Raw genomic sequence first — 15982 nt, 5'->3', positions numbered from 1 at the left:
GTTGCATCCGGTTTATTCGATGGTCTCGACGAACGTTGGTAAGGACCTTTTTCATGGGTCATCTGTGCTCCCGTTTCCGGTGCCGGCGAACCCGGTAACCCGACAGACAGATCGCCGCCGGAAGCAAAAGGGGAACGGACAGGAACCTGCCGTAAACGTGGGTCACTCCATTGAGGGCAACCGCGAACATGAGCAGTATCGTGAACATCAGGACCCCGGACCAGCGCGTGTCGGGATTGCTGAACGACCGCCAGCCGACGAATGCCAGTGTAAGCAGCAAGCAGACGAAGCCGAGCAGCGAAACGAGGCCGCCTTCGGAAAACAGCAACAGATAGGTATTGTGAACCGGCGCTCCGTACTGGCTGATCAACCGGTGCTGATCCACTCCGACCCCTAACCAGATCGACCGATCGATCAGGTAAATTGCCTCCTGGATGAGAAGCAGTCGCCCATCGAAGGTTCCCGCCTCGCTGGAATCGCCGGTCGTCAATGCGCCGTAGACCCGCTCCTGAAACACCTCGGGCAGGAAATACTGTCCGAACAGGAACAGGGCCGCCAGTGCAAGAGCTCCAATCCCGATGAAAGCCAGGATATGTTTGGCGGAGCCGTGGAAAAAAGAGATTCCAAATATCCCGACAACCGCGACGATGAACCCTGAATTCGATGCGGACAACAACAGGCCGTAGGCAACGGGTGCCACCAGTGCCAGGAACACGATGCCGGATATCTGGGAGATGAAGTAAAGCCACATCACATAGACGATCCCTACTCCGGCCAGGAGACCGACCCCGTTTTCCCGCTCGATCAGTCCGGTCAGTCGGCCGTTTCTGGAAAAGAAACGCGCGTCGTCCGGGCTGAACACCGAATAGAGCACTCCATGCAACATCACGAACACAAGGGAAAACGCCATCACCTTGCAGAGGAACATCGTCTCCCGCGCAGGACGCCCCAGAAGCAGCAGCGGTATGCATACAAACGAAAAGACGTACTGGATGACGCCAACCGCACCCGTAAGCGGATCGCCGTTCAACAACGATCCGGCAATCAGGCCACTGCAAAGAAGCAATACCGAGAACAGCCAGAAAGACGTCATGTCCGCGAACGGGCGAAGCGGCACGCGCCTGTTTGCAATCATCACGACGAAAGCGGCGCTGGCGACGAGATCGGACAGCGTGAAGAACACGATGTCGGTTCGAAGATATGTCATTGGCGACAGGAACACCGCGGCGATGACAAGCAGGCGTTCGATTTCCTGGCTCGTCGTGCTCCGGACAGGGGAACCGCTGTGGGAAGAGATCGGTATCGCGCTTGGGGTCAAGCCGGCCTCCTCACGCTGGGCTGTCGGCGCGACCAGTAAAGGACAAACAAGGTGCCTGCCACGAGCGTGCCATTAAACAGAACATGAGCGACCGAAGCCCCGACCGGCCCCAGCATCCCGACCAGTGGGGCGAAACAGGCCAGGAACATGACGCTTCCGAGCAAGGTCACCCACAGAAGCTCGCGGTCGCGCCCCATGCTCAACATTGCCGGATTGAGCACCATGGTTGCCAGGAGAAGTATGACCGCCAGCAACTGGACGTTGACCATGTTGGCGGCTTCGTTGAAGCCCGCGCCGAACATGACCGACAAGACGTATGGCATCAGGAAAGCGGCAGGAACCAGTACGACCACGCAAAGGCCAGCGATTGCCAGCAGCACGCCATTGACGAGCTTGTAAAACCCGCGTTCCTCGCCGGAACTCCATTTGCGGGCCAGTTCCGGAAAGATCGCCTGGTTCAGCGGGCGCCCCAGCTTGAGCGCGCTGTCGGCAACCCTGCGGGCAATATGGAAAAATCCGACGAATTTCTCGTCAACGAGAACCGACAGCAGGATTACGTCAAGACGCTGGACTGTCTGGCGGATGATGACATTGAAGTTCGAATTCCAGAGAAACCGCAGAATTCCGGGGTTCTCTTCGCGTATGCCCCTGATCGGCAATCGCATGAACTTGCCGTAGCCACGCTGATGGACATATCGGAGCGAATAGACGAACGGCAGCAGACTGTTCGCCAGGCCTTCGATCACCGCAACGAGGACAAACCCCCAAAGGCCGTAGCCCATCAACCACACGCCGGCCGACAGCACCAGACGCAGCAGGGCGATACCGACATCGACCTTGGCAAGAACATCAAACCGGTCGAAAATCCTCAGGACCGCGACCGCGGTCGGCTTTAGGTTCAAGAGAAGCGCCAGGGAAAACAAAGCCAGATAAGCGGCACTGTCCTCCGGCCAGCCCATCATTCGTACGGTCACCTGAGCTGCAAGGATCGAAACCCCGGCAGCCAGCGTGCTGCCTGCCAGGTTCACGTAAACCGAACCCTTCAGCAACCGCATGAACCTGTCGCCGTCATCATCTGACAGAGCGTCGACACCGTATTTGATCACGGCTTGCCAGGGCTCCAGCCGCAGCAGCCGGTCGACAATGCGAACATAAGCCTGGAAGATCGCAAACAGGCCGAGGCCTGCCGGACCAAGCGACTGGGCCATGATGGCGAGGGTCCCGATGCTGATCACCCCGCTGACCGCCTGGGACGAGAAGACCCATGAAAAATTGCGCATGAGCCGGCCGGCGGTCTGGCTGTCTTCAGCAGAGAGGTTGATCAGGCGGGCCATCAGTCATCCAGCTCCCGGTCGCCGGCAAGCTCTGCCAGCCAAAGCTGTATGTAGGACTTGTCCGTTCCTGCAACGATCTGCCAGGGATCGTCCGGCTGGCCGGCATCAAGCCCCGTTGTTGACTGCTCCCAAGTGTCAGGAAACCCGTCGCCGTCACTGTCCACGACCCGTTCTTCCGGTTGGAGGTCCGGCCAACCGCCGACTTCGGATGGGGAATCGATCACCTTGCCTTTGCAATCGCGAACGGTTTCGACAAGTTGCTGGTCGAGCGAGTCCCGATGTTCGCCCGATGGCAGGCGGTCGCCGACCCCTTCAAGCACAAGGTCGAGCACTTCGCTTGCCTTCACGCGCGGGACGGACAGTGTGCCGGTCACACCCTCGATGATCTCCGCTCCGGGATCGGCATCGACTTGCCGAAAGGGGCGGTCTTGGTCGCAGCGTCCACGGTCGATTGCGAGAATGTCATCGACCTGAACTTCAAGTCTGTACTGGTCGCTTGCCATGATTGCTTCAACTGCTGCGGGCCGTCTGTCGACGGTGCTCGGGCCGGTCAGCGCAACATTGCCGGCATAGACGATAAACGCGTTGCCGTAGTAGTTTCGAAACTCTCCGAATTGACTGATCGGATTGTAGAATACGCTGTTCACGACCTCGACCGGCCCGTCATCATGGCCGTATATATCGGGATTTCGGTCCCGATTGTGAGCGAACAGGTTTCGCCAGAGGCTCACGCGTCCGCAATCGAAATCCCGGCCGTCTCCAGAGCAGATCAAGGCCCCCTTGGAGTGGCGCCCTTTCGGGTGGTTGGCATGATCCAGAGCCCAGGCGGAAATGCTGTTGGCGACCGTAATGTCGCTGGACCGTTCGCGGGAAACGTGGATGCCGAGGTTCTCGTCGGTCGAAAACATCAAGGACAGATGATCAAGATAAACGCGCGTCGCGTTTTCAAGCGTCACCGCATCGACCGACGACGAAGGTTGTTCGCTCGGTCCCGGGCGTACCTTGAGAAACCTGACGACGACATCGTTGGCATTCTTGATGATGACGGGCGTGGCGCGGGACTTGCCCAGTCTGATCTGCATTCCCTGCCCAGGTGCAGTCTGACCTGCGACGTAGAGGTTTGAGCGAAAAAAGAGGGGGGTGTCGAGCGTGATCGTTCCGCTCACCTGAAAGACGCAGATCCGAGGCATTTCGCCCTTTTCCACACAGGCTCGCAGAGAGCCGGCGCCAGCATCTGCCAGCGTTGTGACGGGGATGACCTCCCCTCCGGTCCAGCCGGTTGCAGATGCTCCGAACCCGACCGCCCCCGGAAAAGCTCGAGGCGCGGCCTCGGCCGCCAGCGATTGCGACATCAAGAGGCCGAAGACGATAAGGACTGCAGCCTGTGTTCTGTTCCTAGCCATCATTCACCACGATCCCGACGTTTGAGGCGTTGTTCAGTTCGAGTTGCTGAGCGGCTTTCGAAAGGTCTTCGAAGTGAGTCTTCTTCATGCGCGCGACCAGCAGCACTGCCTGCGCGACACTGCCGAGGCGGCATGTCGCGTCGTCGCTCAGTACCGGTGGGCAATCGACCACAATTAACGAGTACTTGCGGCGCAGAACGCTGAGTGACGCTTCGACACTGGACATGTTGTTGAACCGCACTGGTACGGGCCCCGATGCAGGGGCGACTATCGACAGATGCGGATGGCCGGGCAGATGCCACGCGGCTGCATCGATCCGCAGAGGGTTGCTCAGAAGATCGAGAAATCCGTTCGCAGTGCGTTTGCGCGAGAGGGTTGAGATCAAGTCCCTCGGCGAAGGATCAAGATCGACCAGCAGAACATCTTCACCCCCCGCGGCCGCATATGCGGCAAGTGCGAAACTGAGTGTACTCCGGCCCTCCCGACTCCCCGGTGACGTGATCAGAACCATTGCACCGGTCCCATTCTCGGTCCTGTTGTCCGCCCTGGTGTTTGTCCGCACGGCGGTGTGCAGGGGTGCGATCTTGTGCAGCGCCCGCCGCAAGTTCCCGCTCCTGGTCGTCCATGCCATACGGTTTACGAATTTCCGTGAAAGGGGAGGCAATTGCCCCAGAACCGGTGCGCGGAACGCGGTTATCTGCTGCGGCCACCGCAGACGTCCGCGAAGGTTTTCCCGCAAGAGCGCCAGAAGGAAACCGAAAGTGAGCCCGCTGATCAGCGCGCCCACCATTTCGGTTTTGGGAGAAGGCGAAACAGGTCTGGTCGTTGGGATAGCGATGGACACTTGCCGCGCGACCGGGGTCAGTAGCGCTTCCTGCAATGCGAGTGCTTCAAGCTGATCGAACAGAAGATCATCCTGTTTTCGCATCGATTCCAGTCTCCGTTCGAAGCCGGTTTTCTCAACTTCGGCCGCCGAACGTGCGTCGAGTTTTGCCAGCGTCGCATCCAGGTCGGCCTTGAGTTCTGCAGACTCTTGCAAGGGTACTCCGCGTTCTTCTGCCAGCGCCAATTGCGCCTGCAGGCGGCGAAGATTGTTGGTCAGGGTTTCCGTCTCGGTCAGATCGTCGAGATTGTTGGTTCTGGTGAATTCCAGAAGATTGGCTTCCGCATCTTTCAACGTCTCTTGCAGCGCGGATTGGCGCGACATGATCGACATCTTGGTTCGTTCGACATCGGCGCGTTGTATCTCAAGCGTGTAGTCGACATAGTTCCGGGCGACAGTATTCGCGATGTCTGCTGCCAATTGCGGGCTGGCGTCCGTGGCGAGGATGTCCAGGGCGAAGGTCGTGGGATGCCAGATGATCTGATAGCTCTCCAGAATGCGATCGACCGTGCTTTCCCTTCCGGACAAGACGTTCTGACCTGTTCCGGAAATCTCATCAGGTACGACCTCCTCCGCTACCCTTGCTGCGAATTCCCGTGACTTCATGACTTCGATTTCGGTGGCCAGTTGAAGCATCGACAAGGTTCTGGCCCGCAACCGGGCACCGAATGGATCGAGACGCAGGACCGCGTCATCAAGCACCAGCGTGGCCTGCGCACTGTAAGTCGGCACAACGGTGGTGAGCCGGAACCACATCAGGGCGCCAGAGGCCAGTATGCACAGGACGATCAGAACCGCATTTCTGAAGATCAGCGTCAGAATCTGGATATTCTCTGGTCTGAAATCGGCAGCACCTTCGGCATGGCGATCACGTTTTGACACCTGATCAGCCACCTTGCCGGCGGTTTGAGAGCTGGTGTTGATCAAAAACAGGGATCGTCTCCTTCATTGTGTCGCGCGTGTGCGCCGAACCAAGCGATCGCTTGAAATTGTGGAACACCAGATCAGAACTTGACCGGCGCCGCGGCACTTGATGCAATTTTCAATAAGCTGCGCGTGAAACATTGGTGCGCAGCGAACTGTCGAAAAACTCCAGATAAAACAGCATGTCAGACACGGTTTTTTCGGTGGATCGTGTCGACTGAAAGGGTCGTGCCACCGCCACGGAAGCTGTTTCAACTTGGCGGTTTGTAGATGTAGCCGTTGTTATAGGCGTAGTATCCTCCTGCCCGGTGAGCTCCGTAGTCGCGAAGCGAATATCGCCGCATGTCGATGTCGTTCAACACCACGCCAGCGAGTGGGATCTGATTGAACCGCAAGGCTTCTGCCGCCGTTCCAAGCGCATCTTCCGAAGTGCGTCCCCAGCGGGCGATGAGGATCACGAAGTCCGCAAGCGACGCCAGGCGGTTTGCTTCGTCGGCTGCCAAAACGGGGGCCGTATCAATCAGGATGACGTCATAGGACGCGCGCAATTTTCTCAAAATCGCCTTGCCACGAGGCGTATTGAAAACGCGCCTCGGAATGATGGAATCCTGAGCGAACGACAGGAGATTGATCTGTCCGAAACGGGTGCAAGGCACTATCTGCGCGTCGAAGACGTTCTGATCCTCCCAGATTTCCTGAGGCGTTTCCTTTGGGATTTCGCAACCTGACATGCGTGTCAGGCCATGCCGGTGGATGTCGAGGTCGATCAACAGCACCCGGTGTCCTTCCTGGGCGGCGGAAACCGCGAGTGAGAACGTCAGGGTCGTCTTGCCTTCGTTGGCAAGTGCCGACGTTACGGCCATGACCATGCTGTCCTTTTTCCGGATCTGGTTGGAAAGCAGTGTGAGCAGGCTCCGCAACGCCAGCTGGTACGGTGAATTCTCCTGCCTGGAGGTTCTGCTCAGAAAGAGTTCCTGCTTGTCCCTCTTCCGCCAGTACCGGATCCGCGGAACGTAGCCGATGGTTCGCAGGCCCAGGTACTGCATCGTCTGGGTACCGGTCCAGACCCGGCGGTCGAACAATTCGCGCAACAGCACCAAGGCCAGACCGACAATCAGGCCGCCGGCAATCCCAAGCGCAAAAATGACGGGACGGTTGGGTGTCGCCGGTTTCAGCGGAGCGGAAGCCACCGTCACCTGGCGGGCATCGGGCTGAAGAAAGTCGATCTGTGTTTCCAGTGCGTTACGCCGGTCTACGAGTGCCTGGTACCTGGCAAGATCCGCATCCAGCGACCTCTGCAGCTTGGACTGTGTCAGTTCGGCGCGCGTTCGCTCCTCAAGCTTCGTTTCCACCTCGGCAAGACGCTGTTTGCTTTCATTGATCCGGATGGAAGACGCATTCTGGTCGCGCGCCAGATTGAGGATAGACGTCAATCTGTTCAGCTCTGCCCTCAACTCGTCGCCGAGGCTGGTGTCGTCCAGTTCGTTTTCGCGAATGAGTTCCGCAAGACGCGCTTCCATCTCGCTCAGGCGACCGCCGAGTAACGTTATCCGGTCCCACAATTCTGAGATTGAATACTGTACGGCTTTCTTCTTGTCCCGAAGAGAGTCATCGATGTAGGTACTTGAGAGTGTATTGGCCAGTTGCGCAGCCATGACGGCATCTGGATGCCGCACACGAATATCGAGCGCCAGGCTCTCGCCTCGCCGTTCAACCGTGTAGCTGTTGAGCATGCGTACCAGCACCGCTTCGAATTGCTGTTCATCGGTGGGAACCGGTGTTTCGGTCGCCGAAAGGTACGGATTGAAATAGGTGTCTGAGATCAGGTTCAGTTCGCTGGCGACCTTGCGAGCGAATTCGACTGAGCGAAGAAAATCGATCTCGGTCTCGATGTGGATAAGCGACGTGTCGGAGTTCTCGATTGTCGTCTCTGTCGGATTAATTCTCGTTTCGACCTTCGCCAGAATGATGGTCGACCGAGCGGCATATTTTGGCTGAATGACCTGAAGAGCAAGATAGGCGGCCCCCAGACCCAGCAACATGGCCAAGGTCAGCCAGATCCAGTTCCTTCGCAACACCTTGAAAATGGCAAAGAAACCAAACTGTATCGGACGTTCAGCGAATGCATATTGCTCCTGCTGCGAGTCAACAATACTGCTCATGAAGATCCCCCAAATGCCGACGAATTCCGCCGGATTGTCCTGGTATTGAAGTCGATTTTGCTGGGCGCTCCGATATCGGTTCGCACCAGGTCCGTTGCCACGGACATCGCGGCACCTGCAGGGCTGAAAGGTTCACGCATTCGCATGTGAATAGCCCTCCCCTGCCGGTTTGCCGCGGTTGAATGCTTCCTTCCGGGCCGCGTCGGAAATCGTCCGGTCCCAGAGGGCTAGAATGGTCTCAGGTGCTAGTTTTTGCTGCAGGCGGACATTCGCATCCGCCATTGCGGCCCTCAGGGTCGGGTTGGACATCAGGCGGCCAATCGCGTCAGCCAGTGCCCCGACATTGCCGTCCTGAACCAGAAGTCCGTTCACGCCATCGAAGACCAGTTCCCGTGGGCCGTAGGCGCAGTCGAACGCCACGACGGGAAGCCCGCTGACGACAGCTTCGGCGACAACGTTCGGAAACCCTTCGAAACGAGACGATAGAACCAGAATGTCGGAAGTCCGGATCCATTCTCCGTGCCTTGCGCTCTTGCCCGGCAGGGAAACAATATCCTGAAGACCAAGACGGTCACGCTGCGCTTCCAGGGAAGCACGGGCGGCGCCTTCTCCATAGATCGTCAGTCTTGCATCCGGCTGTTTTTCGCGCAGCAGAGACATGGCGTCGATGAGCAGATCAAAGCCTTTCTGGTGATCCAGTCGTCCAACGGCAACGAGCCTCTTTCCGCCGGGTGAAGGGGCCACACCGTCGATCGGCGCACAGGGGTTCGGGATCACCTGGGCACAGGGTTGTACTCGCGCCGGCAGGTCCTGCCGTGCCCGCTCGGTCTGCATGACCATCGCGGAGGCTCTGGGCATCAGGGCATTCTGGGCACGGCGCCAGAGCGGATGGGCCTTTTGTGCCAGCGGATTGTTGCGCTCGGACGCGATCACAGGCACCGACGAACCGGTGGCCAGAAGGGTCAGAACGTTGACCTTGGTCAGGAACGAGAGGCACACATTCGGCGATAGAGCCCGCACCAGCTTGCGGATACTGGCGAGCCGGCGCAACGGCAGGGGAAGCAACCCTCTGCCGTTGTCCCGATCGAGAACGTGCAGGACGACGTTGTCCGGATAGTCGAAATACGATCCTGCATCGGGGCAGGTCATTGCTGCGACGTGCACTTCATCGCCAAGCTCAGCACGATGAGCCGCCAGCATGGCAACGATCTTTTCCGTGCCGCCTGCGCCAAAACTAGCCTGAACGAAGAGCAGTTTCATGGTTTATTCCGCAGCCTCCACCATGGTACGTCGACCCTTCGGAACCGCATCATTTCGTTGTCCGTTGCCATTCAGTTCGATTTCAACCAGTGGCCGGTTCAGGTTCTTCGACTGCAGGAATATCCGTCCGACATATTCACCCAGAATGCCGAGAAACATCGCGTTCACCGTCATCGAAAGCAGGATCAGCGTCGTGGTCGTCGCAAAACCGGCAGGCCACTCCTGGCCGAAGACGAGTTTGCCGATGAGGTAGCCCGAAAGCAGCAGGAAGGCGCAAAGGCCGCCCAGAAGGCTGATCAGGGACGCCAGCCGCAACGGCACAAGCGAATGGTTGATCAGGCCATCGACCGCGAGGGAAATCATCGCACGGAGCGGGAACTTGGAATCTCCAGCCACGCGAGCGTTTCGGTCGTACTCGAAACCGGTCTGGTTGAAACCCATGCCGCTGATCAGACCGCGGACATAGGGCGAGCGGTCTTCCACGCGGCGCAGCTCATCGAGAATGCGCCGGTCGGTCAGCCGGAATTCGCCTGCGTTCCGGGGAAGGTCGTCCTCACTGATCGCGTCGATCAGTGCATAGAAGGTTCTGCGCAGCCACGCGACGACCGGACCGTCCGGCAGGCTCCGCCGGATTCCGTAGACGACGTGGTAGCCCTTGCGCCAGGTATCGAGCATCTGCGGGATCAGTTCGGGCGGATCCTGGAGGTCGCAATCAAGCTGTATGGCGCAGGCGCCCTCGGCAGCCCGGTAGGCGGTCAGCACCGAAGCCTGGTATCCGACATTCCGAGAGAACCGTATCACGCGAACCCGTGGGTCCTCGGCAGCGATTTCCGTGAGAATGGAGAAAGTCTCATCACTGGAATGATTGTCGGTGAAAATGAGTTCCGGCTCATAGTCGGGAAGCTGCTCGAACACGTCCATGACACGTTTGTAGGTGTTGCGAACGTTGTCCTCTTCATTCAGTGCCGGGATCAGGATCGAGACGAGAGTCATGCCTGCATCTCCGTTGCAAGGTTTGGAATGATGTTCTCTCGTGCCCATTTCACGGTCCTTTCGAGGCCATCTTGAAGCTTGATTTCCGCTGACCAGCCAAGGCGTTCGCGGATGCGTTCGGCAGAGACGATCAATTCGACGGGATCGCGGACTTGATCGCTGAATTTCACGAGATCCACGTCGGCGTCGGTCAATTTGATCAATGTCCTCATGACCTCGGCGACCGTCGGGGAATCGCCTGTCCCCACATTGACCACCGGTCCGGCACCTTCGGGATTGTCGCCCAGCATCATGAGCGCCGTGGTCACGTCATCGACATGGATCAGGTCACGGCGATCCAGAGGGCTGCGGACACTCACTTTCTGGCCGGCCAGCAACTGAGTGATGGCGCGCGGGATCAGGAAACTTTCCGACTGCCCGGGTCCATAGGTCAGGGCCAACCGTGCGGTAACGGCAAAAAACGGAAGTCGCGGTTGCGCCATCTCCAGATAATGCGTCCCGGCCAGGAGTGAGGCGGCATAGGATCCGCCCGGTCTTTCTCGCTCGGTTTCTGTAAAGGGTGTCGGACAGTCCCCGTATTCGGCGATCGTCCCCGTCCTGACGAAAGTCCGGGGCGGGCAATCGCAAGCGGCAAGGGCCGACAGGAGCGCGATCAGCGGCGAGACGTTCTCCTCGACACTGTCGGCGAGATCCTGCAAGTCCGGCCGGTTTTCGAAACGGGTACGCGCACCCACATGGAAAACGATCTCCGGCCTGGCTTTTGCCAGACAGCCGCGAAGAGCCCGAGCGTCGGTGACGTCGAGCCTGTAGAGGCCAACGCGCGACGCGATATCGGCGATCCGGCCCGTGGACGAACGGGGCCGCAAGATCACACTGACCTCGTCACCTCGCTTCAGGCAGGCCCGGGTCAGGTTTGATCCTATAAAACCGGAAGCTCCGGTTATGAGAACGCGCGCCATAGTTCTGCCTCAGGGAACGATTTTCGGCACCGGAAGGGGAACGATGAACTTGCCGCCCTTTGCTTCGAATTCGGCCATCTGCTCGCGGATTTCATCCAGGAAATTCCACGCAAGAACCAGCAGGTAATCGGGTTGCCTCTCGGCGACGGCTTCCGGCGAGAGAACCGGAATGTGCATGCCCGGAGAGAAGAGACCCTGTTTCAGCGTGTTCCTGTCGACCAGGAAATCGAGCGTCTCCGTGCCGATCCCGAAAAAGTTGAGCAATGTATTGCCCTTGGCGGGAGCGCCGTAGCCGGCAATTGATTTGCCTTCTGCCTTCAATTCCGCCAGCAGCCCGGTCAGATCGTTGCGGATCTGGTGAACCCGCTCGGCGAAATCCTGATAGGTCGCGGCCTCCGTCATGCCGGCCTGGCGTTCATCTTCAAGCATCTCGTCGACGATTGCCGCGCGTTCCACCTTCAAGGCGGCCGGTTGCATGAATACGCGCATCGAGCCTCCGTGCACCGGAAGCTTGGTGACATCGACCACATCGAGGCCGACGCTTTCGCCCAAACGGACAATCGAAAGCAGGCTCAGTTCCGACAGGTGCTCATGGTAGACATTGTCGAATTCATTGGTCTCGAGGATTTCCTTGCCCCACGGCACCTCGATGATGAAGACACCGTCGTCGTCAAGAAGCGTCAGCACGCCCTCGGTGAAGCCGTGCAAGTCATCGATATGGTTGAAGGTGTTCGAAGTCGTGATCACGGCGGCGGGACCTTCGGACGCCCTCAACTCCGCAGCCGTCTCGGGGTTGAAGAATGCCGTGTGCACCCTCACGCCGCGCTCCTGCGCAATTGTTGCAAGGTTCGCAGCCGGGTCCACACCAAGCGTCTTGCCGCCCAGCCGGTTGGCGTGGGACAGCATGAGCCCGTCGTTGCAGCCGATATCGACGATCAGCCCACCGTTCGCCTTGCCGACGGCAACCTCCGCAAGCTCCGCGAAATGGGAATGCATCGTCGCGGCGCCGGAAGGTACATAAAGGTAGTTGGTGAAGAAATCGGCCGGCACCTGATCCGCAACCTGGATCAAGCCGCAATCGAGGCAGGCTTGCGTGTTGAGCGGAAAGGCAACCTGGGGCTGGTCGCGATCAGCCGCGCTGGCAAACAAGTTGGCCGGCGGATGGGCGCCCATGGGAAGGAACAGCAAAAGATCCTCGGAACCGCAGGTTCTGCAGGTACGGCGAATGGACTTGTCTAGCTCGAATTTATTCATTTTTCTCAATCGCTCTTAAAATGACTTGCAATGTCAGGTTCAGGTTCATTGCGAATTCCACCAGGCAGAATTCGCGGCAATTCAAGCTTTCGGCACCGCTCCTCCCCGAAAGTCCCTGCCCATCGCCCGACAGGCACCTCCTGAAGGGTGCGGTAGGCTTGGCGTCATCCCACCCTCTCGTTGCCTGCCGCCATGGCACCGAAACCGGCGGAAAACCGGTTCAGGAAATCGGATACGCGCGCGTGCATGTATTCGACGTGATCGTCGTTGAGGCCGTGATGGCAGGCCAGAAGAATGCCGCCACGCATCACCTTGTCGGCGATCGGATAGCCTGACGGATCGACGCGGCAGTCGATGTTCTTCATTGCCGGCTGGCGCAGAATATTGCCGGTAAAGACCGGGCGGGTCTGGATGTCGGCCTTTTCGAGATAGATCTGAAGCTCGCGCCTGGTAAACGGCGCGTCGTCCCGAATTGTCAGCGGGAAAGCCAGCCATCCCGTCCTGGCACCTTCCAACTGGCGCGGCAGGACAAACCAGTCTTCATAGTCGGCGAAGAACCGCTTGTGGGCTTCAAAATGCCGTTCGCGCACTGCAATGTTGTGTTGCAGCTTACCGAGTTGCACAAGGCCGAACGCCGCGCTGATTTCCGAAGGCTCCAGATTGTACCCCAGCGCTTCGAAAACGAACTTCGCGTCATATTCGATGTCATCGAGGCGGACATTGAACCGGTTCTCGATTGCTTCCGATTCAACAAAGAGCGATGAACTGCGTCCCCACGAACGCAGCAACAAAGCCTTGCGCGCCAGCTCGGGGGTGTTGACGCAAAGCATGCCGCCGTTGCCGGCTCCGTTGATGACGTGCGAACCGTAAAAGCTCGTCGTCGAGACATCCGAGTAGATACCCGTGCTTTCACCGGAAATCGTCGCGCCCAGAGTATCGGCACTGTCTTCGATCACCTTGAGGCCGTGGGCATCGGCGATCTCGCGAATGCGCTTCCAGTTCGGCAGATTGCCGATCAGGGACGGGATCATCACTGCGGAAGTCGCAGGTGTGATCATGCGTTCGATGGCTGTCTCGTCGATGTTGTAGGTGCCTTCGGCAGCGTCGACGAATGCCGGCACAAGGCCCTGGCGCACAAGCGGGGCAACCGTGGTGGCAAAAGTCAGCGCCGGTGTGATGACCTCGCTGCCCTTGGGTAGATCGAGGATCTCCACGGCCAGGTAATTGGCCGAAGAACCCGAGTTGACCATGATCCCGAAGTTCTTGCTGAAAAGCTCGGCGACCTTCTGTTGCATGTCACGGACACGCGGACCCATCTGGGTCGAGGTCTTGAGCACTTCGACCACGGCGTCGATCTCTTCCTGTCCGTGTACTGTCTGACCGTAATTAACTCGCATGTGTCAATTTCTCCGGTGATCTCGCGCTGTCTATTCAGCGACCATCGCGTAGCGCGTGAGACTGCTGCCAGCCATCAGGGCGCTGTAGCCGGCAAGCTGCTGTTCGGTGCAGTCGCTCATGTCGTCGCCAAGCGCGTGTGCCTTGTACCAGTCGATTGTCATTCCGATTGCCTCGGCAAGCCTGAGCTGCGGCCGCCATCCGAGGCGGGTGCGGGCCTTGGTGCTGTCGAGGCGCAAAATGCCGGCCTCGTGCAGGGCCGATGACGTTCCCGTCTGCTGCTCCGGAAAACGAACCTCCGGGGCGCCTTGCCCCCAGGCTGTGCGCACCATCTGCATCAGCTCGCGCACATTGACCGTGCTTTCCAGCTCGGGACCGAAATTCCAGGCGCCTGCAAACTCGGAGCCGTCGTCGACAAGCCGAGCCGCAAGCTGGAGATAACCCGAAAGCGGCTCCAGTACGTGTTGCCACGGGCGCACCGCCTCGGGGCTGCGGATCTCGAGCGGAACGCCGGTTGACGCTGCCCGCACGATGTCCGGCACCAGCCGTTCCTCACCCCAGTCACCGCCGCCAATGACGTTGCCGGCCCTGGCCGTGGCCAGCTGCGGTCCGTTGCTATCGGCGAAGAAGGCGTGGCGGTAGGCTTGCGCCACAAGTTCGGTACACGCCTTCGACGCGCTGTAGGGGTCGTGGCCACCAAGCGGGTCGATCTCTCGGTAGCCCCAGGTCCATTCGCGGTTGTCGTAACACTTGTCGGTCGTGATCACGACGACAGCGCGCAGCGAAGGCATCTGGCGAACCGCATCCAGGACGTTGGCCGTTCCCGACACGTTGGTTGCAAAGGTTTCCGCCGGATGCCGGTACGAATGGCGCACCAGGGGCTGGGCAGCCAGATGGAATACGATCTCCGCATCCACGCCGCGCAGAGCTTCCTGCAACGCTTCCCGATCCCGGATGTCGGCAATCCGGCTGTCCATGCGATCGGCGAGACCGCAGGATTTGAAGACACCCGGTCCTTCACTGGGTGGCAGGGACAGGCCAACGACATCGGCTCCCAGGTGCAACAGCCAGGCCGAAAGCCAGCCGCCCTTGAACCCTGTGTGGCCTGTGACGAGAACCCGGCGGCCGGCGAAAGCTCGGCCAATATGAGGATCGATAAACTCGGACATGGTCGTCGTCTCAGATCGCGAGTGCCGGCATATTGGCTGGCATTTCCTCATTGAACCGCAACCACGGCGGCGGAAGCTCATCGCACAGCGAATTGAGCGTGTCCCGATCGCGCACGGTATCCATCGGATGCCAGAAACCGTCGTGACGATACGCCATCAGTTCGCCGTCCTTGGCCATCTGGGTCAGGGGCGACTGCTCGAGCGGTTCGGCATCATCGACCATGTAATCCAGAACACCCGGTTCGAACACGAAGTAGCCGCCGTTGATCCAGGTGTCGCGCTTGCGAACCTTTTCCGTAAACGCGAAGACCCGATCACCCTTGAGTTCGATGTTGCCGAAGCGTGCAGGCGGCTGAACGGCGGTGACGGTGGCAAGCTTTCCATGTGACTTGTGGAAGTCGAGCAGGCCGTTGATGTCGATATTGCCCAGACCGTCCGAATAGGTGCACATGAAGGTTTCGTTGTTGAGCCAGTCACGCAGCCTGCGAATGCGGCCACTGGTCATCGTGTGGGAACCCGTGTCGACAACGCAGACGTTCCAGCCGCCCGGTTCCGACGGTACGAGACGCAGCTTTCCTGTATCCACCGAAACGGAAATATTGTTGGCAATCAGATGGTAGTTGGCGAAGAACTGTTTAATCAGCAACGCCTTGTAACCGGCCGCAACAACGAAGTCGCGATGGCCGAAATGACTGTAAATATCCATCACGCGAGCGATGATCGGTCGACCACCGACCTCGACCATCGGCTTGGGAATGGTGACTGTTTCTTCAGCCAGGCGTGAGCCTAACCCTCCGGCAAGAAGTACGGTTTGCATTTTTCTTCTCCCTGATTGTCTAAACACTGAAAACAACATCTTGGTGTGAAACGAAGTCAGTCCGACTGAAACGATCGCACTGACAAAACATTGAGAGCCACAGACCGGCGG

At 58.9% G+C, this 15982-nt stretch carries 12 protein-coding genes; all 12 read right to left on the bottom strand.

Features of this window, described 5'->3' with window-relative positions; translation table 11 throughout:
* Window positions 1-58: 58 nt before the first annotated feature.
* The 12 genes from ACYQ6M_RS27910 to rfbF all read right to left on the bottom strand — a co-directional run bounded on the left by ACYQ6M_RS27910 (window position 59) and on the right by rfbF (window position 15871).
* Window positions 59-1318 carry an O-antigen ligase family protein gene (locus ACYQ6M_RS27910; RefSeq protein ID WP_022999566.1) on the bottom strand — a complete coding sequence of 420 codons (1260 nt, stop codon included), beginning with the start codon at window positions 1316-1318 and terminating at the stop codon, window positions 59-61.
* Window positions 1315-2652 (bottom strand): lipopolysaccharide biosynthesis protein, encoded by a 1338-nt coding sequence (locus tag ACYQ6M_RS27905; protein WP_460076935.1) that lies wholly within the window; start codon window positions 2650-2652, stop codon window positions 1315-1317. Before ACYQ6M_RS27905 ends, ACYQ6M_RS27910 begins: the two co-directional genes overlap by 4 nt.
* A complete protein-coding gene (locus ACYQ6M_RS27900; RefSeq protein WP_460076933.1) occupies window positions 2652-4058 on the bottom strand; it encodes a pectate lyase family protein in 1407 nt (468 codons plus the stop codon). Before ACYQ6M_RS27900 ends, ACYQ6M_RS27905 begins: the two co-directional genes overlap by 1 nt.
* Complete coding sequence (locus tag ACYQ6M_RS27895; protein ID WP_460076931.1) at window positions 4048-5820, bottom strand: GumC family protein; 1773 nt, start codon at window positions 5818-5820, stop codon at window positions 4048-4050. Before ACYQ6M_RS27895 ends, ACYQ6M_RS27900 begins: the two co-directional genes overlap by 11 nt.
* 293 nt (window positions 5821-6113) lie before the next feature.
* Entirely contained in the window at window positions 6114-8024 is a 1911-nt protein-coding gene (locus ACYQ6M_RS27890; RefSeq protein ID WP_022999561.1) for a GumC family protein, read from the bottom strand.
* A 132-nt stretch (window positions 8025-8156) separates the two neighbouring features.
* Window positions 8157-9284 (bottom strand): glycosyltransferase family 4 protein, encoded by a 1128-nt coding sequence (locus ACYQ6M_RS27885; RefSeq protein WP_460076929.1) that lies wholly within the window; start codon window positions 9282-9284, stop codon window positions 8157-8159.
* A 3-nt stretch (window positions 9285-9287) separates the two neighbouring features.
* The gene (locus ACYQ6M_RS27880; RefSeq protein WP_022999559.1) at window positions 9288-10277 is read right to left on the bottom strand and encodes a glycosyltransferase family 2 protein; all 990 of its coding nucleotides are present in this window, start codon (window positions 10275-10277) and stop codon (window positions 9288-9290) included.
* Window positions 10274-11236 carry an NAD-dependent epimerase/dehydratase family protein gene (locus ACYQ6M_RS27875; protein WP_460076927.1) on the bottom strand — a complete coding sequence of 321 codons (963 nt, stop codon included), beginning with the start codon at window positions 11234-11236 and terminating at the stop codon, window positions 10274-10276. Before ACYQ6M_RS27875 ends, ACYQ6M_RS27880 begins: the two co-directional genes overlap by 4 nt.
* 9 nt (window positions 11237-11245) lie before the next feature.
* Window positions 11246-12490, bottom strand: coding sequence for a class I SAM-dependent methyltransferase (locus ACYQ6M_RS27870; protein ID WP_289809586.1), 1245 nt, complete (start codon window positions 12488-12490; stop codon window positions 11246-11248).
* 164 nt (window positions 12491-12654) lie between these two features.
* Window positions 12655-13887 (bottom strand): DegT/DnrJ/EryC1/StrS family aminotransferase, encoded by a 1233-nt coding sequence (locus tag ACYQ6M_RS27865; protein ID WP_022999556.1) that lies wholly within the window; start codon window positions 13885-13887, stop codon window positions 12655-12657.
* A gap of 30 nt (window positions 13888-13917) precedes the next feature.
* Entirely contained in the window at window positions 13918-15054 is a 1137-nt protein-coding gene (gene rfbG / locus ACYQ6M_RS27860) for a CDP-glucose 4,6-dehydratase (protein WP_460076926.1), read from the bottom strand.
* 10 nt (window positions 15055-15064) lie between these two features.
* On the bottom strand, window positions 15065-15871 hold the full coding sequence (gene rfbF / locus ACYQ6M_RS27855) for a glucose-1-phosphate cytidylyltransferase (protein WP_460076924.1): 807 nt from the start codon (window positions 15869-15871) through the stop codon (window positions 15065-15067).
* Between the last annotated feature and the right edge of the window lie 111 nt (window positions 15872-15982).

The sequence above is a fragment of the Roseibium sp. ROS1 genome, assembly GCF_054658215.1.
The sequence above is the reverse complement of the archived record's forward strand: the minus strand, read 5'-3'. Positions and strand labels throughout refer to the sequence as shown.